Below are 18,862 nucleotides of genomic sequence, written 5' to 3' on the forward strand. Positions count from 1 at the left end.
GATCACTCCAGATTCTGGACCTGCTCGCGGAATTGCTCGACCACGTTCTTCATGGCGAGCCCGGTATTGGTCAACTCGATGTCGTTCGACTTCGAGCAGCAGGTGTTGACCTCGCGGTGAAACTCCTGCGCCAGGAAGTCGAGCTTGCGGCCGATCGGGCCGCCCTTGCCGATCAGCTCGCGCGCCTGCGCGATGTGCGAGGCGATGCGGTCGAGCTCCTCGCGGATGTCGGCCCTGGTGGCGATCAGGATCGCCTCCTGCATCAGGCGGTCGGAATCGAAACGGTCGGAGGTGTCGAGCAGCGCGGCGATCTGCTCGGCGAGCTTCGCCTTGATCGCCTCCGGCTTGCGGCCGGGCGCGGCTTCCGCCTTCTTCGCGAGTTGCTCGACCTCGTCGACCCGCTGGGTCAGGATCTGGCCGAGCGAGGTCCCCTCGCGCTTGCGCATCGCGACGAGCTCGTCGAGCGCCTTGTCGAAGGCTTCGGCTGCAGCAGCGCGCGCGGCCTTGTCCTCCTCCTCGTCGCCCTCGGGCTCGGCGACCTCGACGACGCCCTTGATGGCGAGCAGGCCGTCGATGCTCGGCGCAACCGCGTCGACCTTGCCGGCGATCACGGCGGCAGCCTTGAGCACGGCATTGAGCACGTCCTCGTTGACGCGGACGGAGGCGGCCGCGTTGGCGCGCTTGACGTTGAGATTGGCGTAGATAGTGCCGCGCGAGAGCAGCTCGGCGGCGCGCTTCTTGGCGTGAGCCTCGAGCTCGTCGAATCCCTGCGGCAGCCGCACCCTGAGGTCAAAGCCCTTGGCGTTGACCGACTTCAACTCCCATTCGAATGTGTACGGCCCGCTAGCGCCGTGGCTTCGGGCAAAGCCGGTCATGGACGACAGCGCCATCAGGTCAAATTCTCCGACAAACATGAGATTCGCGAGGCCATCAGGCCACGCGAATCTTAAGACTATTTTGCAGGAAAGTGGAATCCGCAAAGTCCCGTAGCAGGTCTGCGCAGGGGCTGACGCTGGACCCAAGCCTCGCGCTGAAGCCAAGCCTAGCGCTGGATCACCTGCGGCGTCGGCTGGACCGCGCCCTGCCGGGCCGGCGCAGGATTGGCCGGCCGCGCGGCCGGCGGCTTCTTCTGCTGGTTCGGCCGCGCCGGCGTGGTCGCCGTCGGCGCCGTATCGGCGGCGGGCGCGGCAGCCGCCGGTGCCTGCGCGTCGTCGGCCGGCTCGACCGTGTCGTTCTGGATCTGCTTCTCCATCGCGCGCAGCTTGGCGACATTCTTCTGGTGCGCGTCGTAGGTCTCGGTGAAGGCATGCCCGCCGGTGCCGTCGGCGACGAAATAGAGGTCGCGGGTACGGGCCGGGTTGGCGGCCGCTTCCAGCGAGGCACGGCCAGGATTGGAGATCGGGCCCGGCGGCAGGCCCTCGATCACATAGGTGTTGTAGGGCGAGGGCTGCGTGATCTCGCTGCGCTTGATCGGGCGGCCGAGCGTGCCCTTGCCGCCGACGAGACCGTAGATGATGGTCGGGTCGGACTGCAGCTTGATCTTCTGCCTCAGGCGGTTGGTGAAGACGGCAGCGACGCGGCTGCGCTCGTCAGGCTTGCCGGTCTCCTTCTCCACGATCGAGGCGAGTGTCACCAGTTGCTCCGGCGTCTTGACCGGGACGTCCTGGCTGCGGCGCTCCCAGATCTCGGCGAGCACACGCTTGTGCGCCTGCTGCATACGCTGGATCACTTGATCGCGCGGGGTCCCACGCGGGAACTTGTAGGTCTCGGGCAGCAGCGTGCCCTCGCGCGGAAGCTCGCGCACGCTGCCAGTGAAGATGTCGTTGTCGGACAGGCGCGCCACGATCTGCTCGGAGGTCAGGCCTTCCGGGATCGTGACCGAATGCTGCACCACCTTGCCCTCGACGATGGTGCCGATGACGTCGCGCAGCGAGGCGTTCTTCTGGAACGAATATTCACCCGGCTTCAGGTCCGAACTCGCCTTCAGCGCGGCCACGCTGGCGATGAACACCCACGGATTGACGTCGGTGACGCCTTCCTTGTTCAGCGTCTCGGCGATGTCGCGCTTGCCGGCCCGCTGCGGGATGTTGACGATCTTGTCTTCCTTCAGCGGCCCCGGCGCCTCGAGCACCTGCCGGCCGTAGTAATAGACACCGCCGGCGCCGAGCATGGCGATCAGCAGCAGTGTGATGATGGCGTTGCCGACGATCACGAAGGGATTGCGCGCGCGGTCCGATCGCTTCGGCGGCGGCGGGACCTGCTCGGGCTCGAGCGCTGCCCGCGGACTCCGGGGCGAAATGGGCGGCCTTTCACTCATCGAAGCAAACCTGAATCCTGCCGGTTCAATCGCGGCCCGACGATCGCTCGTCCGGCCAAATACATGCGCCCACGTCCATGACTATCGCCGAATACGGCAAAACGGTGGATTCGTCGCAACACAAACTATTGGACCAGGCGCCGGACGATCACCGACGCATTGGTACCGCCAAAACCAAAAGAATTCGACAAAGCGATATTGACCTCGCGCTTCTTCGCGGTGTGAGGCACGAGATCGATCGCGGTCTCGATCGATGGACTGTCGAGGTTGATCGTCGGCGGCACGACATTATCGCGAATCGCGAGAATGGCGAAGATCGCCTCGATCGCGCCGGCCGCACCCAGCAGATGGCCGGTCGACGATTTGGTCGAGGACATCGCGACCTTGGAGGCGGCGTTGCCGAGCAGACGCTCGACCGCGCCGAGCTCGATCTCGTCGCCGAGCGGCGTCGAGGTGCCGTGCGCGTTGATGTAGTCGAGATCGGATGCCGTGAGGCCGGCACGCTTGAGCGCAGCCGACATGCTGCGGAAACCGCCATCGCCATCGGGCGACGGCGACGTAATGTGATAGGCGTCACCCGACAGACCGTAGCCGACCACCTCGGCATAGATCCTGGCGCCGCGGCGCTGGGCATGCTCGAGCTCCTCAAGGACCAGGACGCCGGCGCCCTCGCCCATCACGAAGCCGTCGCGGTCCTTGTCGTAGGGACGCGAGGCCTTCTCGGGCGTGTCGTTGAAGCCGGTCGAGAGCGCGCGCGCGGCGTTGAAGCCGGCAATGCCGATGCGGCTGATCGGCGACTCGGCGCCGCCGGCCACCATCACGTCGGCATCGCCGAGCGCGATCAGGCGGGCGGCATCGCCGACCGCATGTGCACCGGTCGAGCAGGCCGTCACCACCGAGTGGTTCGGCCCCTTCAGCCCGTGCGCGATCGAGACGTAGCCGGAGGCAAGATTGATCAGGCGGCCGGGAATGAAGAACGGCGACACCCGGCGTGGTCCGCGCTCCTTGAGGAGGATCGCGGTGTCGGCAATACCGGTGAGGCCGCCGATGCCGGAACCGATCATGGTGCCGGTCGCGCATTTGTCCTCTTCGGTCTCGGGATGCCAGTTGGCATCGTCGAGCGCCTGGCCGGCCGCGGCCATGCCGAAGATGATGAAGTCGTCGACCTTGCGCTGGTCCTTCGGCTCCATCCACTTGTCGGGATTGAAGGTGTCGTTGCTGCCGTCGCCGCGCACGACCGTGCAGGCGTATCTGGTCTGCAGATCGGAGACATCGAAGCTCTCGATCTTGCGCGCACCGCTCTCGCCGTTGAGGATACGTTTCCAGGTCGGCTCGACGCCGCAGCCGAGTGGCGACACCATGCCGAGACCAGTGACGACAACCCGCCTCATATCCGAAAACTCCGCATCGAAAGATTCACGGCCAATAACAAGAAACCGGCTGACCGCTGGGAAGCGGCCCGTCCGGTTTCAATGTTGTCCCCGCGAAAATGAAGAGCCTTAGCTCTTCGCGTTCTTCTCGAGAAACTTCGTGGCGTCGCCGACGGTGAGAATCGTCTCCGCGGCGTCGTCCGGAATCTCGCAACCGAATTCTTCTTCGAACGCCATCACCAGCTCGACGGTGTCCAGACTGTCGGCGCCGAGGTCATCGATGAAGCTCGCTGCGTCGACAACCTTCTCGGGTTCAACACCAAGGTGTTCGACCACGATCTTCTTAACCCGCTCGCCAATGTCACTCATTGCATAACCTCGTGTTGTTCCCTGTAGACCCGACCCCCCGGGACGATACGAGCCGTCGTGGTCGTTGACTGCCTTCGCTTACGAACTTTGATTTGGTCCCACCCTAACCAATGCAGGACCCGGCGAACGACGGCCAAGGCTCCGCATCGCCAATATACAGGGTTTCAAAAACCTGCAATGGCGTTCTTTGCCCATCCGTTGAGCGTCCGGTTATCATACTTCAACTGCCTTGACTACACGCCTCATTTCGCTCCGGAAACGGCCGTTTGCCGCATCCCGCACTGCGCTTGTGGGCAGTGCGAAACGAGGGCTTCAGATCATGGCCATGCCGCCGTTGACGTGGATGGTCTGGCCGGTGACGTAGGCCGCTTCGTTCGAACTCAGGTAGACGGCCGCGGCCGCAATGTCCTCAGGCGTTCCGAGGCGCGCAGCCGGAACCTTGGTCAGGATCGTCTCGCGCTGCTTGTCGTTCAGCGCATCGGTCATCGGCGTCTTGATGAAGCCGGGCGCGATGCAGTTCGCGGTAACGCCGCGCTTGGCGTATTCGGCACCGAGCGTCTTGATCATGCCGATCAGGCCCGCCTTGGACGCGGTGTAGTTGCCCTGCCCGGGATTCCCGGTAACGCCGACCACCGAGGTGATGGCGATGATGCGACCGAAGCGCTTGCGCATCATCAATTTGGTGGCGGCGCGTGCGAGGCGGAAGGTCGAGGTCAGATTGATGTTGATGACCTCCTCCCAATCCTCGTCGCGAAGCTGTACGAAGAGATTGTCGCGGGTGATGCCGGCATTGGCGACGAGGATGTCGACCTGGCCCATCGCCGCTTCCGCGGCGGGCACCAGCGCCTCGACCTCGTCGGCCTTGGAGAGATTGCAGGACAGCACATGGGTGCGCTCGCCGAGCTTGCCGGCAAGCTCATCCAGCACTTCCTTGCGCGTTCCCGAGATCGAAACGGTGGCGCCCTGCGCATGCAGCGCCTGCGCGATCGCCCCGCCGATGCCGCCGGTCGCGCCGGTGACGAGCGCCTTTTTGCCAGTCAGATCGAACATTGAAAAACTCCTCTAGGCCTGCTTCGCAGCGGCCAATGCATCCTTGGCGGTGGCAATGTCGTTGGGACCGCCGACCGAAACGCCGACAGCACCGTCCGCAATGCGCTTGACGAGACCGGACAGCACCTTGCCTGCCCCGATCTCGAAGAAGCGGGTGACACCCTGCCCTGCCATATAGGCAACCGACTCGCGCCAGCGCACCGTGCCCGTGACCTGCTCGACCAGACGGCGGCGAATCTCGTCGGGATCGGTGATGGCGCTTGCCAGCACGTTCGACACCAGCGGCGCCGCCGGCGCCTTGATCGTGACCTTCGACAGCGCCTCGGCCATCGCGTCGGCGGCGGGCTGCATCAGCTTGCAATGAAACGGTGCGGACACCGGCAGCAACATTGCGCGCTTGGCGCCCTTGGTCTTGGCGATTTCGACGGCGCGATCGACCGCAACCTTGTCGCCGGAGACGACCACCTGGCCGCCACCGTTGTCATTGGCGGCCTGGCAGACCTGGCCCTGGGCCGCCTCCTTGGCGACCTCCATGGCCGCGTCGTAATCGAGGCCGAGCAGCGCGGCCATGGCGCCGGCACCAACCGGGACGGCCTTTTGCATTGCGAGACCGCGGGTGCGAAGCAGCCGCGCGCTGTCGGACACCGTCAGACTGCCGGCAGCGGCGAGTGCCGAATATTCACCGAGCGAGTGGCCGGCGACGAAGGCCGCATCCCGCCCGACGGAAAAACCGGCTTCAGCCTCCAGCACGCGCAAAGTGGCGACAGACACCGCCATGAGCGCCGGCTGGGCGTTCTCGGTGAGCTGAAGGGTCTCGGCCGGGCCATCCCAGATGGTCGCCGTTAGCTTCTCCCCAAGCGCGGCATCGATCTCGTCGAACACGGCGCGCGCCACCGGAAAAGCGTCGGCCAAGGCCTTGCCCATGCCAACCGCCTGGGAACCCTGCCCCGGAAATGTGAATGCTGCCGTCATCGGCGCTCCCCTGGATCGCTCGAGCCTTATGCTTCGAGAACCCGGCAGCCGATTACGTCCGGCCCGAGCCTTGGTTCCCGACCATGCCCCGAAAGGGGCCGTAGACACTGTCCGGGGCCGGAATGTCAAGCCAAGATAGGAACTTCCGCGGGCATTCAACCGGGGATGCGGCCCCCTAGAACCCACCATTGGTCTGGTTCGTATCGACCGCCGCCCCTGCCTGTGCGCGCCGCGCGCTGTTCGCCAACTGGCCCGGCCGGTCGTCGCGGTTCGGCTTGGCCGTGGCGAGCCGCAGCACGGCGGCGTAGCTCGGCTGCACTTCCATCCGACCGGCATGCCGGCTCTCGCTGAGCAGGCGATGCACCTTCGGCAGATTGTAGCAGGGAACGTAGAACAGCAGATGATGCTCGAGGTGATAGTTCACGTAGTACGGCGCGATGAACAGCCGCTCGAGAAAACCGGCATGCGTCGTGCGGGTGTTGCGCAGGGGATCGCTGCTGTCAGGCACGACGGCGTGCTCGGCGATGTTGCGGATACGGGTGATGACCATCATCCAGGTGAGCAGCGGCACCAGCCATAGCAGCGGATAGGCCCACCACACACCGGCCGCGGCACACGCCGCGAACATGACGGCGTTGACGAGGCATTGCGGGCCGAGCTTCTCCCAGAAATGCGCCAGACGCTGTCGCCACGGCCAATCGTTCGGACCGAGCGCGTTGAGCAGTTGCGCCTTGCGCTGCTGGTAACCGGTCTGCCCGGTGATGTCGCGAATGAACTTGCGGCGGTAGCTCAGCTTGGTGATCGGAAACGGCGCCGACAGCACGAGGTCAGGATCGTCCTCCTGCTGGGTGCGCGCGTGATGCTGCAGATGATAGCGCCGGTAGCTGCGCGTCTCCGCAAAGATCGGATAGGCGCAGAACCACTGGCTCAGCATCAGGTTGGTCCGCTCGTCAGCGGAGAGGCAACCGTGCGCACCGTCATGCATAAGGATCGCAAGGCCGAGCTGGCGCGAGCCGATGATGGCGACGGCGAGAACATAGGTGACCGGATTGGGCCACCATGCGACCAGCGCAATCGCGCCTGATATCAGCGCCCAGGCATGCGCGATCAGCGCGACGCCCCTCCAGGTCACGCGCTGGCGCACATCGGCCAATTGATCGTCGGTCAGGAAATCGCGGGCACGCATGCGAAGTGCGGTCATGGCCTAGCCCTCCTCGTTCGATTGGCTCGATGAATCGCGCTCGTCGACGAGACGCAGGCGCGCTGTGTCGCCGGTGGATTTCGCCTGCTCGCCGAGCACGCGCAGCATCTCCGCGCAGAGTGCCTCGGGCGAGCGGCCCATGGCATGGCCCTCGAGGATGACGCCGATGGCGACGGCCCAGAACCGCCGCGAACTCTCGTCGGGCGCACGCAGGGAACGCCAGCCATGCCGCGCCACTTGGCCCGCATAGGCCCGCGCGCCTTCGCTGTGCAGACGCTCGATGGTGCGCTCGACCAGCGGCGCGAGATCCTGGCGACGCCGGGTCAGAGTCAGGGCTTCGGCGAAGAAAGCGATCGAATCACTCGCCGTCACCGTCTCGGCCAGAGCGTGGGTGTAGTCGCGCGGCGTGCGGGCTTTCAGGGCGGCCTGCTCGGTCGCGCGCGCCAGGTACAGCAGATCACGGCAGGCGCATTCGACGAACAGCGCCTCCTTGGTGCGGAAGTAATAGGTGATCTGGCTCGGGAACGCGTCCGCGGCGGCCGCGATGTCGGCGATCGCCGTGCCCGACAGCCCCCGCTCCCGGAACAACGGGCTCGCCGCGTCCAGCAGCAGCGACCGCATCTTGCGGCCTGCCGAGCGCGTGGCACGTGCCGCATGCTTGGGGTCAGCCGCCTCAAACGGCTCAGGAACCGACTTTTCCGGCATCGGGATCGCCTCCGTTGATTTATTTGTATGACATACAAACAAATAGATCAAGCCGGATGTGGTATGAGAAGACCGGTCCCGATCGCTCGCACCGGAACCATTCGGGCCGAAAAGGCGGCCCCAAACCTTGCAAAGCCGGTCAAAATCCGTATAAGGCGCGCATCCGCAGACCCCGGCCGGGAGCTGAACGGACGGCCTCAGCAAATCCTTCGTGATTTTGGTGTGGCAGGGCCAGTCGGCCCGTCGTCCCGTGTTTCCGCCTTCTGAGCTTAATCCCAGAGTCCTTTCCGAAGGCCTCTTAAGGGCTTGACGCCGGGCGATGCGCCAACATGAGGAAAGGACCACCATGGCTCTTTATGAGCATGTTTTTCTCGCGCGTCAGGACGCGAGCCCGCAGCAGGTCGAAGAGCTGACTGCGCAGATGACCGGCATCGTCGAAGGTCTCGGCGGCAAGGTCACCAAGACCGAGAACTGGGGCGTTCGCTCCCTCACCTACCGCATGAACAAGAACCGCAAGGCGCACTTCGTGCTGCTCAACATCGACGCGCCGTCCGCGGCGATCGCCGAGATCGAGCGCCAGGAGCGCATCAGCGAGGACGTGATCCGCTATCTCAGCGTCCGCGTCGAAGAACTCGAGGAAGGCCCGTCCGCGATGATGCGCAAGGCCGATCGCGATCGCGAGCGTGACGATCGTGGCGGCGGCTTCCGCGGCGAGCGTGAAGGCGGCTTCCGTGGCGACCGCGAAGGCGGTTTCCGTGGCGGCGATCGTGACGGTGGTGGCTTCCGCGGTGATCGCGGCCCGCGCCGTCCGCGCGAAGAAGCTGAAACCACCACGACGGATGGGGAGTAAGAACAATGGCTGAAGCTGGTGCACGCCGTCCGTTTTTCCGTCGTCGCAAGAGCTGCCCGTTCACGGGCGCCAATGCTCCGAAGATCGACTACAAGGACTCCAAGCTGCTGATGCGTTACGTCTCGGAGCGCGGCAAGATCGTGCCGAGCCGCATCACCGCGGTGTCCGCGAAGAAGCAGCGTGAACTCGCCCGCGCCATCAAGCGCGCGCGGTTCCTGGGCCTGCTGCCCTACGTCATTCGCTAAGACGAATTCGGCCGGCGGCCTCATCGCCGCCGGTCGCTCGATCTGATTTCATAAGGCTTCCGGGTCGTCCGATCGCCGATGGTTGGGGCGAAATGCCTCTAACTGCTCGCGCTCAGGCCGCCGTGGCAGCCGCGATCGAGGCCCACGAACGCGCACTTGCCACTATGCCGGCGCAGAGGCTGATCTGAAGGCTGCCCGTGCCTTGCTCGACGAAGTCGAAAGAGAGGTAGCAGCGGCGTCGCCGGCTGACCACGGTCCCCATTCCGTACGGATCGACTCCGCTAAGAGGCGCGTCGGCGTGCCCGAGCAGCCCGGGCTGGACTGGACCTCACCTCCTCCGCAATCCCGTGTGCGGCCGGTCCCGACGCTGCGGCCATCTCAGAGTTCATCGCCATCCGGAGCTTCTCCAACGCACGCTGCTCGAGCTGCCGGACCCGCTCGCGCGAGATGCCGAACTCGGCCGCGAGTTCGTCCAGCGTCTTCGCATCCTCAGCCATGAATCGCGCGGCAACGATGCGGCGCTCGCGGTCCGGCAGAGCGACCAAACCCCTGCCCAGCGCCTCGCGGCGGCGTTCGCGCTCCTGGACGTCAGCCAGCGTCGTTTCCGGATCGCCGGAGCCGTCCGCCAGCAGGTCGATCATCTCCTCTGAAGAGCCGTCGTCGGTGACCGGAACGTTCAGTGAGAGGTCGCCCCGCAGACGGCCGTTCATCTCGTACACGTCGCGACGCTCGACGGAGAGGTGAGCCGCGATCTCTTCGGCTTGGCTCGAGGAGAGGTCTCCATCCTCGCCGGCGCCCAGGCGCGCCTTCAGCTTCCGGAGGTTGAAGAAGAGCTTCTTCTGCGCAGGCGTCGTGCCCAGCCTGACCAGCGACCAGGATCTCAGGACGTATTCCTGAACCGTCGCCTTGATCCACCATACGGCGTAGGTGGCGAGGCGGAAGCCCTTGTCGGGATCGAACTTCCGGACGGCCACCATGAGGCCCACGTTCGCTTCCGAAATCAGGTCCGCGACGGGCAGACCGTAGCCGCGGTAGCGCATGGCTATCTTGGCGGCGAGCCTGAGGTGGCTGGTGACCAGGCGATAGGCGGCCTCTCGGTCGCCGTGTTCGCGCCAGCACCGCGCATACGCTGCTTCCTCAGCCGCCTCGAGCAGCGGAAACTTGCGTATGTTCGTCAGATACCGGGACAGCCCCGCTTCAGACGTTACGACGGGAAGCGATGAAAAAAGCGAGAGAGTGCTCATGGCCGATCCTCCTGGGAGCAATTCAGTTGAGCTCCCGCCGACGAAGTCCTTGGCCCTTGAAATGGCGCCTGCGGCACATTGTGTCGGCGGCGACGACCATTGAATGGCGGGGAAGCCCAACCGTTCCACGCGCGACGGTGGAACGGTGCAGACTTCCCGACGTTCAATGGTCCGAAATCGACTTGCAACCTTCCTGCGATGAACGACTACCGAGATCTCGTTGCCTCGGCGCTGACTCTTGCCTGCGCCGGAGCCATGCTAGTGGCCGGCCTGCTCTACCTGGAGCTACACGACGCCGCCCCACGTCCCGTCCAGGACATCAGAAGTCCGTCGGCACCCATCGTGTCGACGGACCGTGAAGGTCGGCCGCAGCGACGCAGCTGAGACCCCTCACGCCGCCAAGCGGCGCAGCACGCCGTCCCGGAGCTGATCGAGCAGGCGCTGCTCGCGCTCGATGCGGCTTTCGTAAAGACGCCGTTCGACCTCGTTCTTCGCGCCGGCGAGCAGGATGCGGTAATGACCGATCACCTTCTCGCTGCCGCGGATCAGGAGTTCGCGCACGTCGCTCATCGCCCGCCCCCCAGCGCGGCGGAAGCCGTCCGAACTTCCGGTCGGGTCAGCACCAGAGGGAACCTCTCCGTGGTCAAGGTCGCGAGCGCGGCGCGCTCTTCGCGAAGGCGCCGCTCGAGGTATTCGCGCTCCAGCTCGGACAGTTTCGTCCGCAGCAGCCGGCGATAGCGGTCGATATTGTTGCTGTGGGCCCGGATGCGGGCAAAGTCCTGGTCAAGCATCATCGTCACTCCCGACGGTCTTCTCAGTCCTTCTCGAAAATTCGGAAGAAACGCATCTTCCGCTGCGGAAAAATATTCGGGCCGGAGACGCTGTCAAGTCCGACCCGCCGCGCCTGGGGAGTCCTTGCCGGCGCCCCCTCTCGCCTTCAAAAAAAATCCGGCGCCGCCCCCTTGAAAGACCCTTGCGCCCTTCTAATTCGTTTCTCGCCGCGAGAGCGGTGTGCCGGGCGCCTTCCAGGGTCCGGTACGGGCGCCGGGCCGGGAGAGGACCCGCTCTGACACCTGCCCTGCGCTCCTTGTGTCCATCTTGCTCTTCAGGAGGACTTGGAGATGAGGACTACACTCGACTTCGCGCCGCTTTGGCGCTCCACCATCGGCTTCGACCACCTGGCCGGCCTCGTCGACACTGCGCTGCGCCAGACGAACGAGGACAACTACCCCCCCTACAACATCGAACGCTCCGGCGAAGACCACTACCGGATCACGCTGGCCGTGGCCGGCTTCGGCGCCGACGACATCTCCGTCGTGGCCGAGCAGAACGCGCTGACCATCGAAGGCAAGAAGCCCGAGAAGGCGGCCGGCGAGTACCTCTACCAGGGCATCGCCGCGCGTCCGTTCCGGCGCATCTTCAACCTCGCCGACTACGTCCAAGTCAAGGAGGCCTCGTTCCGCGACGGTCTTCTGATCATCGACCTAGTCCGCGAAGTGCCGGAGGCCATGAAGCCGCGCCGCATCCAGATCGGAAGCGGCGGAAGCTTCCCCTCGCAGATCGAGCAGAAGAGGGCCGCCTGAGGCCGCTTGAACGTTCGACGGCGGAACGTGGCGCGCGCGAGCGTGACCGCGCTCCCCGCCTGCTGCACGAAAGGAGATGGAAAATGGCAATGCGTGACCTTATTCCCTGGACGAAGAGCCCCGAGCTCGTCCCGTCCCGAAGCGGCTACGACCCGTTCGTGACGCTTCACCGCCAGATGAACCGCCTGTTCGACGACGTCTTCCAGAGCTTCGCCGGAGCGGGCCTGTCCCCGCTCATGGAAGAGCGGTTCGGTTGGCCGAAGATCGAACTCAGCGACACCGACAAGGCGCTGACGGTCTCGGCTGAGCTTCCCGGCATGAGCGAGAAGGATGTCCAGATCGAAATCGCGAACGGCATCCTCACCATCCGCGGCGAGAAGAAGAGCGAGCGGAAGGATGAAGGCCGATACTTCAGCGAGCGGTTCTACGGCTCCTTCGAACGCCGGATCCAGCTCGACGACGTCGACGAGGACAAGGCGCAGGCCTCCTTCAAGGACGGCGTCCTGACGATCTCGCTGCCGAAGACCGACAGCCCGAAGGCTGGCGTCAAGCGCATCGCCGTCAACACGCAGTGAGAACGACGGGCGACGGCTCCGGCCGTCGCCCGTCACCGATCCCGATCCCGATCGAAAGGAGAGTACAGGGAGGCTAAGATGACCAAGGCCAACACCAACAGCGGCAACCTTCACCCCCTCTTCCACCCGGCGGCGCACTACGCCTCTCCGGACGACGTCCTCGACGACAGCGGGCTGTCGGCGCCGGAAAAGCGCATCATCCTGTCGTCCTGGGCGTCCGACATGTATGCAGTCGAATCCTGTCCGGCCTTGCGCGAGATCCCCGGCATGGGACACACGATCCGCCTCGTCGACATCCTCACGGCGCTGCGGAAGCTGGACGGCGACGACGACCCGCCGCGCGGCGGCGGCGTGCCTCTGCGGCTACGGCGGCCCTGGGCCGCCGCATGGCGGCGGCCCGCATGATGTTCACTCAAGCAATCTTGTCGATGATACTGATCAACGGTGCCGCGGCCGCCTGGACCATCCCGTTCATCGCGCTCGCAGCTCTTCAGGCCGAACGACGACGCCCGGATTGAACCCGCCCTTAATGCGGTCGCGCAAGCCTCGGAAGAGCACGTACAGCGCGGGAATGACGAAGACACCGATGACGCAAGCCTCCAGCATGCCGCCGAACACGGGCTTCGCGACGTCGCGGAAGGCGAGGCGGGATGCTCCGGATGCGATGACGACCCTGGACGGCGGTCTGGAGGTGAAGGTGCCCTAGTTATCGCGGTGCTCGGGGACCCCGAGCCATCTTACGCAGTGACTCCTTAAAACTTCTCGCCCGGAACCGGCTAGCGACTTACCACCACGTCGGCCTGGAACCTTCTTCGCATTATTTGGCGTTGAATATGGGGTCCAGATTGGCTAGAAGGCCGGCACTGGTTTGCGGCTCCCTCGGGGGCCGCATTCGTTTTGGAGTTGGGCGAGCTGAGGTTTCTGCTACGGTTTCTGCTACAGAGCATAAGCCGAATGCCATAAATCTCTGATAACACTAGCGATTTTGCTGGTCTCGCTCTAACCGCTCGAAGGGAGCGGGACAGCTGATGTTGGCATTTGGACTGATAGCCCTGATCGCCGGCGCTGCGTCGGCCTTGATGTTCGCCTCGATCGTTTCGGGCGCGCTGATCTCGCTTGTCCTGTTCTATCTCGCACCGCTGCCGCTGATGGTCGCCGCGATCGGCTGGGGACCGCTCTGCGCGAGCGTCGGCGGCATCGCCGCCGCGATCGGCCTCGGCGCCCTGTTCGGCCTGCCCTACTGCATCGCTTTTGCCGTCACCGTCGCGCTGCCGGCCTGGTGGCTCGGCCATCTCGTCCTGCTCAGCCGGCGCGTCGTCCCCGTCACACCGGATGGCGCGAGCGAGCCTGCGGCCGAGCCCGAGCTCGAATGGTATCCGGTCGGCCGCCTCCTGCTGTGGATCGCGGGCTTCGCCGCGCTGACCACGATCGCCGCCCTGCTCACGCTCGGCACCGACGCCGAGACCATCATCGGAACGCTGCGTCGCGGCCTGATGCGCCTGCTCCGCTCCGCCGATCCGCAAACGTCCGGCGAAGCCGGCCAGTTCGTCGATGCCATGGTGCGCATCGCACCGGCCGCCGCGACCCTCGTCGCCATGATGACGCTCACCCTCAATCTGTGGCTCAGCGCCAAGGTGACGGCGACGTCGGGCCGGCTGCGGCGCCCCTGGCCGGACATGATGACCGCGGAGCTGCCGCCGATGACACTGGTCGGGCTCTGCGTTGCGCTAGCCTTCTGCTTCACCGGCGGATTGCTCGCGATCGTCGCGCAGATCATCGCGGCGGCGCTGATGATGGGCTACGCGTTCACCGGTTTCGCCGTGCTGCATACGCTGACACTGGCGCTGAAGAGCCGCACCTTCTGGCTCGGCTCGACCTACATCGTCGTCCTCATATTCGGCTGGCCCGTGATCGCGATGGTGATCCTTGGCATGGCTGATGCCGTGTTCGGCTTCCGCGAACGCTTCATGCGCACGCGGCAGCCGCCGCCGCTGCCGACCCCCTGAGTTCAAGTCCGAAGATCCAACTCACTCAACACTTCAAAAGGAGAACGAATATGGAAGTCATTTTGCTGGAACGCGTCAACAAGCTCGGCCAGATGGGCGAAGTCGTGAAGGTTCGCGACGGCTATGCCCGTAATTTCCTGCTCAAGCGCGGCAAGGCGCTGCGCGCCACCGCCGACAACCGCGCCAAGTACGATGGCATGAAGGCCGATCTCGAGGCCCGCAACCTCGCCTCCAAGGCCGAGGCGTCCAAGGTCGCCGAGAAGATCGAGGGCAAGAACATCGTCGTGATCCGTCAGGCATCGGAAGCCGGCCAGCTGTTCGGCTCGGTCAACGTCCGTGACATCGTCGTCGCGTTCGAAGCCGACGGCGTTTCGCTGGCTCGCCCGCAGATCCAGCTCGACGCGCCGATCAAGACCATCGGCAAGCACAGCATCACCGTCGCTGTCCACCCCGAGGTCGAGGTCGAGATCACCGTCACGGTTGCACGCAGCCAGGACGAGGCCGAGCGCATCAACCGCGGCGAGGACATCTCGACCCGCAACGAGGACCGCGATGCGGCCGCCGAGGCGATCGCCGCCGCCGGCGAATTCTTCGATCCGGAAGCGCAGCACGACGACGTCGAGCCGGCCCCGGCTGCGGAAGAGAAGTAAGCCTCGCATTCGTCTGCGAAGCGAAGCCCGGTCGCCTCAGGCGGCCGGGCTTTTCGTTTGGGCGGCGACGTCTTCGCTGAGCATCGCGATCGAGGCGAGCGCCGTTGCGGTATGTTTCTCGACGCCGTCGCTGACACAGAAGACGTCGGCGGCAACGACGGAGACCTGGCGGCCCGGCTTGATCACCCGGGCGCGGCAGATCAACTTCTCGCCGACCGCGGGTGACAATAGGTTGAGCTTGTACTCCGCCGTCAGCGCCGGCTGGCCGCGCGAGGTCGCGGCCGCAATCGTCGTGGCATTGTCGACCAGGAAGGCGGTGACGCCGCCATGGAAGAAGCCATGCTGCTGCAGCAGCTCCGGCCGGCGCACCACCGCGATCGTGCAGGTGCCGCGCGACAATTCGGACAGCTCGGCGCCGACCAGATTCATAAAACCCTGCCGGCCGACATTGGTGTGGATGCGCTCGGCGATGGGAGCGAATTCGGGATCTGCTTCGTGATCCATGCGGCCTCTCCTTGTTACGTCCTGATGCGATCGTGCGGCCGCAGCGCGCGGATGGCGCAGGCGACAAGCGTATCGGCCTCGCCGCGCGGATCGGCGCGGTCGCGCCCCGACAGGAAGGCGCGGCAGAAAATCTGCGCCGGACCGATCAGCTGGCTGACGAACATCACGGGCGTCATCGGCAACAGCTCGCCGCTGGCGACGAGCGGCGCGCGCCAGCGTTCAATGCCTTCGGCAAGGCGCGCGTTCTGCGCACGCTGGGCGTCGCGGACATCCTCGCTCCATTCGCTGCGTGAGATCTCGAAGAGATAACGCGCCTCGCGCCGGCTGGTGACGACCCAGTCGAGATGCGCCCGGATCAGGCGATCGATCCCCTGCTCCGCATCCGGAGCCGGATCGAGCGCGGCCAGCATGGCGGCGTGATAGTGCCTGAGCACCTTCAGGAACAGCGCGCCGGCCAGCTCCTTCTTCGATCCGAAGACGTGAAAGAAGCTGCCATTCGACGCGCGCGCTCTGGTGCGGATTGCCGCCACAGTCGCAGCTTCGAAGCCGACGCGGTCGAACACGGCAAGTCCGGCCGCCAACAGATCGTCACGCACGCTCGCGGTCATCGCGCCTCCTAGAGTTATACTCTAGAGTAGTGCTCTAGTCGCGGTCAAGACGATGCGGAGGCCGCAATGCGCGCGGCCTCCGCAGGTTGATCAGAAAATGTTGGCTGTTACCGCGAGATCGGCGGCGCGGGCGGTCCTGAGGATTCCGCCGGCGCCGGAGCCGCGGCGGTTGCGGGCGGCGCCGCTTCCTGCGGCTTGGCCACGGGTTCGGAGCTGGTGGCGGGCGCGGCAGGCTTGGGCGCCGCCTCTTCCACCGGCTTAGGCGCGGCCGGCTCGGCGGGCTTCGCAGCGGCGGCCGGCGGAGCGGGCGTCACCTGCGGCACCGGATCGGGCCGTAGCGCCGGAGCCTCGCTGCCGCGCGGCTCGACCTTGGCGCTGCTGTCAGGTTTGGCCTCAGCGGGCTTCTCCGGAGCGGGATTGGCCTCGGGCTTGGCTTCGGGCTCGACCTTGGCGCTCTCGGGCTTGGACTCGGCTTTCGGCTCGCTTTTCTTCTCTTCCGTGGTCGGCGCGGCGGCATCAACCTTCGGCGCTTCCTCGGTGCCGGGCTTAGCGCGACGCTTGCCCTTGCGCCCCTCGGGTGCTGCCTGGCCCTCGGGCTTCACGCCTTCCCTGGCGCCCTCCCCAGCCGGCCGCGCCGCGCGCTTCTGGCGTGCACCTTCGGCAGCGGGCGCAGCAGCCTCGCCTTCCGGCTTGGCGGCGTCCTGACGCTGGCGGCGGCCCTGATGCTCGGGCGTCTGGCCGGGAGCGGTAGCGGCCTCCTTCTCCTTGGCGCCGTCCTTCTTGCCGTCCTTGGCCTGATAGCGCGTGTCGGTCGCGCCGTTGGAAACGAGGTAGGAGGCGAGCACGCCGGCCATGTCGGGGCTGGTCGTATAGTGCTGACGGAGGAAGCCCGGCAGCGAGCCCGGTGCCACGGTCTTCAACAGCCCGCGCGGACTCTTGTGGCAAGCATTGCAGGTCTGCGCGAAAAGCTGGGATGGGGCCTTGCCGGCCTCGAGGTTCGTCGCCTGCGCAAGAACGGTATCGGCCGCGCCGAAGCCGATCAGAAGCAATACCGTCGCGAGGCTGAGCGCTCGGCTCGACATTCCCATCATCTCCGTTGAATTTCCGCGAACGCAGCCGGCATCGGCGCGGCGGCGGTCACCTTTTAGCGGATTGAGCCGCGAATGGAAGCAGCCCGCACGCGCAAGGATGTGATTAAGCGCTTTTGGAATATCCGCTTTGAACACAGCGCAATAGCGGGATCGACGCCTCCTCCCCAGATTTAGATGCAAACGCATAGGAACCAGAGCAGGACCCTGAGCGTCGGATGTGAAGGCCGGGTTAGTCGCATCTCTTCGGGTTCGCTCGAGAGGAAGGTGTCGATGGACCGCTTGTTGCGCAGATTCTTGTCTCAATTTATCCGCCGCGGGTCGATGACGGTGACCAGCGCCAGCGGATCGAAGTTCACCGTCGGCGACGGCTCGGGCGAGCCGGTTGCGGTGCGCTTCGTCACCGCGGACGCCGAGCGGAAGATTCTCGTCAATCCCGAGCTCGGGCTCGGCGAGGCCTATATGGACGGCGAGTTCGTCGTCGAGCGCGGCAGCATAGCTGATGCCCTCGCGATCCTGCTCGGTCAACCCGACCTATTGCCGCAATGGGCAAAGCCCTGGTGGCATCTGCGCTATCTGACGCGGCGCCTGAAGCAATTCAATCCGCGCTCGCGCTCCCGCGCCAACGTCGCGCACCATTACGATCTCGATGCGCGGCTCTATTCGCTCTTCCTCGACGCCGACAAGCAATATAGCTGCGCCTATTTCGAGACCCCGGAGACGACGCTCGACGACGCACAGCTCGCCAAGAAGCGGCACGTCACCGCAAAGCTGCACGTCAAGCGCGGCCAGCGCGTGCTCGACATCGGCTCGGGCTGGGGCGGGCTCGGGCTCTATCTCGCCGAGATCGCTGGCGCCGATGTCACCGGCATCACGCTGTCGACCGAGCAGTTGCAGGTCGCCAATGCGCGCGCAACCGAGAAGGGCCTGACCGGATCGGCCAGATTCCTGCTCCAGGACTATCGCGACATCGAAGGCCCGTTCGACCGTATCGTCTCGGTCGGCATGTTCGAGCATGTCGGCGCGCGGTTTTACGATGCCTACTTCCAGCGCTGTGCCGAATTGCTGAGCGATGACGGCGTCATGGTTTTGCACTCGATCGGACGTTCGCAAGGCCCGGATTCGACTAATCCCTGGATTGCCAAATACATCTTCCCCGGCGGTTACATCCCCGCATTATCCGAGGTGCTGCCGGCGATCGAGCGCGCTGGCCTTCTGGTCTGCGACATCGAGATCCTGCGCCTGCACTATGCCGAGACGCTGAAGGCCTGGCGCGAGCGCTTCATGGCGCGGCGCGAGGAAGCGGTGCAGCTCTACGACGAGCGCTTCGCGCTGATGTGGGAATTTTACCTCGCGGCCTGCGAGATGACGTTCCGCAAGCAGGCGATGATGAACTTCCAGATCCAGCTCACCAAGCGCCAAGGCGTAGTGCCGATCACCCGCGACTACATCGCGCGCGAGGAAACCCGGCTGCGGGCGCTGGAAGGCGGCGCCAAGCCCAAGCTGAAACTGGCTGGTGAATGAG

The 18,862-nt window shown here is 65.3% G+C and carries 22 protein-coding genes; 8 read left to right on the forward strand and 14 right to left on the reverse strand.

What is annotated here, in order from left to right; translation table 11 throughout:
- Nucleotides 1–2: 2 nt before the first annotated feature.
- From RAD16_RS06915 to RAD16_RS06950, 8 genes are all read right to left on the reverse strand, one after another.
- Entirely contained in the window at nt 3–890 is an 888-nt protein-coding gene (locus tag RAD16_RS06915; protein WP_458157127.1) for a YicC/YloC family endoribonuclease, read from the reverse strand.
- A gap of 152 nt (nt 891–1,042) precedes the next feature.
- Nucleotides 1,043–2,317: an endolytic transglycosylase MltG gene (mltG, locus tag RAD16_RS06920; RefSeq protein WP_458157128.1), complete on the reverse strand. Its 1,275-nt coding sequence runs from the start codon at nt 2,315–2,317 to the stop codon at nt 1,043–1,045.
- Nucleotides 2,318–2,442: 125 nt separating this feature from the next.
- Entirely contained in the window at nt 2,443–3,708 is a 1,266-nt protein-coding gene (gene fabF, locus RAD16_RS06925; RefSeq protein ID WP_458157129.1) for a beta-ketoacyl-ACP synthase II, read from the reverse strand.
- 108 nt (nt 3,709–3,816) lie between these two features.
- Nucleotides 3,817–4,056 carry an acyl carrier protein gene (locus RAD16_RS06930; protein ID WP_008130699.1) on the reverse strand — a complete coding sequence of 80 codons (240 nt, stop codon included), beginning with the start codon at nt 4,054–4,056 and terminating at the stop codon, nt 3,817–3,819.
- A 312-nt stretch (nt 4,057–4,368) separates the two neighbouring features.
- Nucleotides 4,369–5,106 (reverse strand): 3-oxoacyl-[acyl-carrier-protein] reductase, encoded by a 738-nt coding sequence (gene fabG / locus RAD16_RS06935; protein WP_458157130.1) that lies wholly within the window; start codon nt 5,104–5,106, stop codon nt 4,369–4,371.
- Nucleotides 5,107–5,118: 12 nt separating this feature from the next.
- Entirely contained in the window at nt 5,119–6,078 is a 960-nt protein-coding gene (fabD, locus tag RAD16_RS06940) for an ACP S-malonyltransferase (RefSeq protein WP_458157131.1), read from the reverse strand.
- Nucleotides 6,079–6,253: 175 nt separating this feature from the next.
- Entirely contained in the window at nt 6,254–7,279 is a 1,026-nt protein-coding gene (locus tag RAD16_RS06945; RefSeq protein WP_458157132.1) for a fatty acid desaturase family protein, read from the reverse strand.
- 3 nt (nt 7,280–7,282) lie between these two features.
- Entirely contained in the window at nt 7,283–7,984 is a 702-nt protein-coding gene (locus RAD16_RS06950; protein ID WP_458157133.1) for a TetR/AcrR family transcriptional regulator C-terminal domain-containing protein, read from the reverse strand.
- 346 nt (nt 7,985–8,330) lie between these two features.
- On the opposite strand from RAD16_RS06950, the gene rpsF reads away from it, so the two are divergent.
- Both rpsF and rpsR read left to right on the forward strand, forming a co-directional pair.
- Nucleotides 8,331–8,834 carry a 30S ribosomal protein S6 gene (gene rpsF / locus RAD16_RS06955; RefSeq protein WP_326901663.1) on the forward strand — a complete coding sequence of 168 codons (504 nt, stop codon included), beginning with the start codon at nt 8,331–8,333 and terminating at the stop codon, nt 8,832–8,834.
- Nucleotides 8,835–8,839: 5 nt separating this feature from the next.
- On the forward strand, nt 8,840–9,079 hold the full coding sequence (gene rpsR, locus RAD16_RS06960) for a 30S ribosomal protein S18 (protein WP_007592020.1): 240 nt from the start codon (nt 8,840–8,842) through the stop codon (nt 9,077–9,079).
- 281 nt (nt 9,080–9,360) lie between these two features.
- On the opposite strand, the gene rpoH is transcribed toward rpsR, so the two are convergent.
- The 3 genes from rpoH to RAD16_RS06975 form a co-directional block, all read right to left on the reverse strand.
- Nucleotides 9,361–10,323, reverse strand: coding sequence for an RNA polymerase sigma factor RpoH (rpoH, locus tag RAD16_RS06965; RefSeq protein ID WP_458157134.1), 963 nt, complete (start codon nt 10,321–10,323; stop codon nt 9,361–9,363).
- Nucleotides 10,324–10,713: 390 nt separating this feature from the next.
- Nucleotides 10,714–10,893, reverse strand: a complete 180-nt coding sequence (locus RAD16_RS06970) for a hypothetical protein (protein WP_458157135.1) — start codon at nt 10,891–10,893, stop codon at nt 10,714–10,716.
- Nucleotides 10,890–11,117: a hypothetical protein gene (locus RAD16_RS06975; RefSeq protein WP_458157136.1), complete on the reverse strand. Its 228-nt coding sequence runs from the start codon at nt 11,115–11,117 to the stop codon at nt 10,890–10,892. The genes RAD16_RS06970 and RAD16_RS06975 overlap by 4 nt, the downstream gene beginning before the upstream one ends.
- Before the next feature lie 327 nt (nt 11,118–11,444).
- Between RAD16_RS06975 and RAD16_RS06980 the strand changes: the two genes are divergently transcribed.
- From RAD16_RS06980 to rplI, 5 genes are all read left to right on the forward strand, one after another.
- Nucleotides 11,445–11,906 (forward strand): Hsp20 family protein, encoded by a 462-nt coding sequence (locus RAD16_RS06980; protein ID WP_458157137.1) that lies wholly within the window; start codon nt 11,445–11,447, stop codon nt 11,904–11,906.
- Between the two features lie 83 nt (nt 11,907–11,989).
- Nucleotides 11,990–12,481, forward strand: a complete 492-nt coding sequence (locus tag RAD16_RS06985; protein WP_458157138.1) for an Hsp20/alpha crystallin family protein — start codon at nt 11,990–11,992, stop codon at nt 12,479–12,481.
- Between the two features lie 78 nt (nt 12,482–12,559).
- On the forward strand, nt 12,560–12,886 hold the full coding sequence (locus RAD16_RS06990; RefSeq protein WP_458157139.1) for a hypothetical protein: 327 nt from the start codon (nt 12,560–12,562) through the stop codon (nt 12,884–12,886).
- Between the two features lie 623 nt (nt 12,887–13,509).
- Nucleotides 13,510–14,487, forward strand: coding sequence for a hypothetical protein (locus RAD16_RS06995; protein ID WP_458157140.1), 978 nt, complete (start codon nt 13,510–13,512; stop codon nt 14,485–14,487).
- A 50-nt stretch (nt 14,488–14,537) separates the two neighbouring features.
- On the forward strand, nt 14,538–15,137 hold the full coding sequence (gene rplI, locus RAD16_RS07000; RefSeq protein WP_458157141.1) for a 50S ribosomal protein L9: 600 nt from the start codon (nt 14,538–14,540) through the stop codon (nt 15,135–15,137).
- Between the two features lie 36 nt (nt 15,138–15,173).
- On the opposite strand, the gene RAD16_RS07005 is transcribed toward rplI, so the two are convergent.
- From RAD16_RS07005 to RAD16_RS07015, 3 genes are all read right to left on the reverse strand, one after another.
- The gene (locus RAD16_RS07005) at nt 15,174–15,641 is read right to left on the reverse strand and encodes a PaaI family thioesterase (protein WP_458157142.1); all 468 of its coding nucleotides are present in this window, start codon (nt 15,639–15,641) and stop codon (nt 15,174–15,176) included.
- 14 nt (nt 15,642–15,655) lie between these two features.
- The gene (locus RAD16_RS07010; RefSeq protein WP_458157143.1) at nt 15,656–16,249 is read right to left on the reverse strand and encodes a TetR/AcrR family transcriptional regulator; all 594 of its coding nucleotides are present in this window, start codon (nt 16,247–16,249) and stop codon (nt 15,656–15,658) included.
- 107 nt (nt 16,250–16,356) lie between these two features.
- Entirely contained in the window at nt 16,357–17,331 is a 975-nt protein-coding gene (locus RAD16_RS07015) for a hypothetical protein (protein ID WP_458157144.1), read from the reverse strand.
- A 279-nt stretch (nt 17,332–17,610) separates the two neighbouring features.
- On the opposite strand from RAD16_RS07015, the gene RAD16_RS07020 reads away from it, so the two are divergent.
- The gene (locus tag RAD16_RS07020; protein ID WP_458157145.1) at nt 17,611–18,861 is read left to right on the forward strand and encodes a class I SAM-dependent methyltransferase; all 1,251 of its coding nucleotides are present in this window, start codon (nt 17,611–17,613) and stop codon (nt 18,859–18,861) included.
- Nucleotide 18,862 lies beyond the last annotated feature (1 nt).

The organism is Bradyrhizobium sp. 18BD (assembly GCF_054185225.1).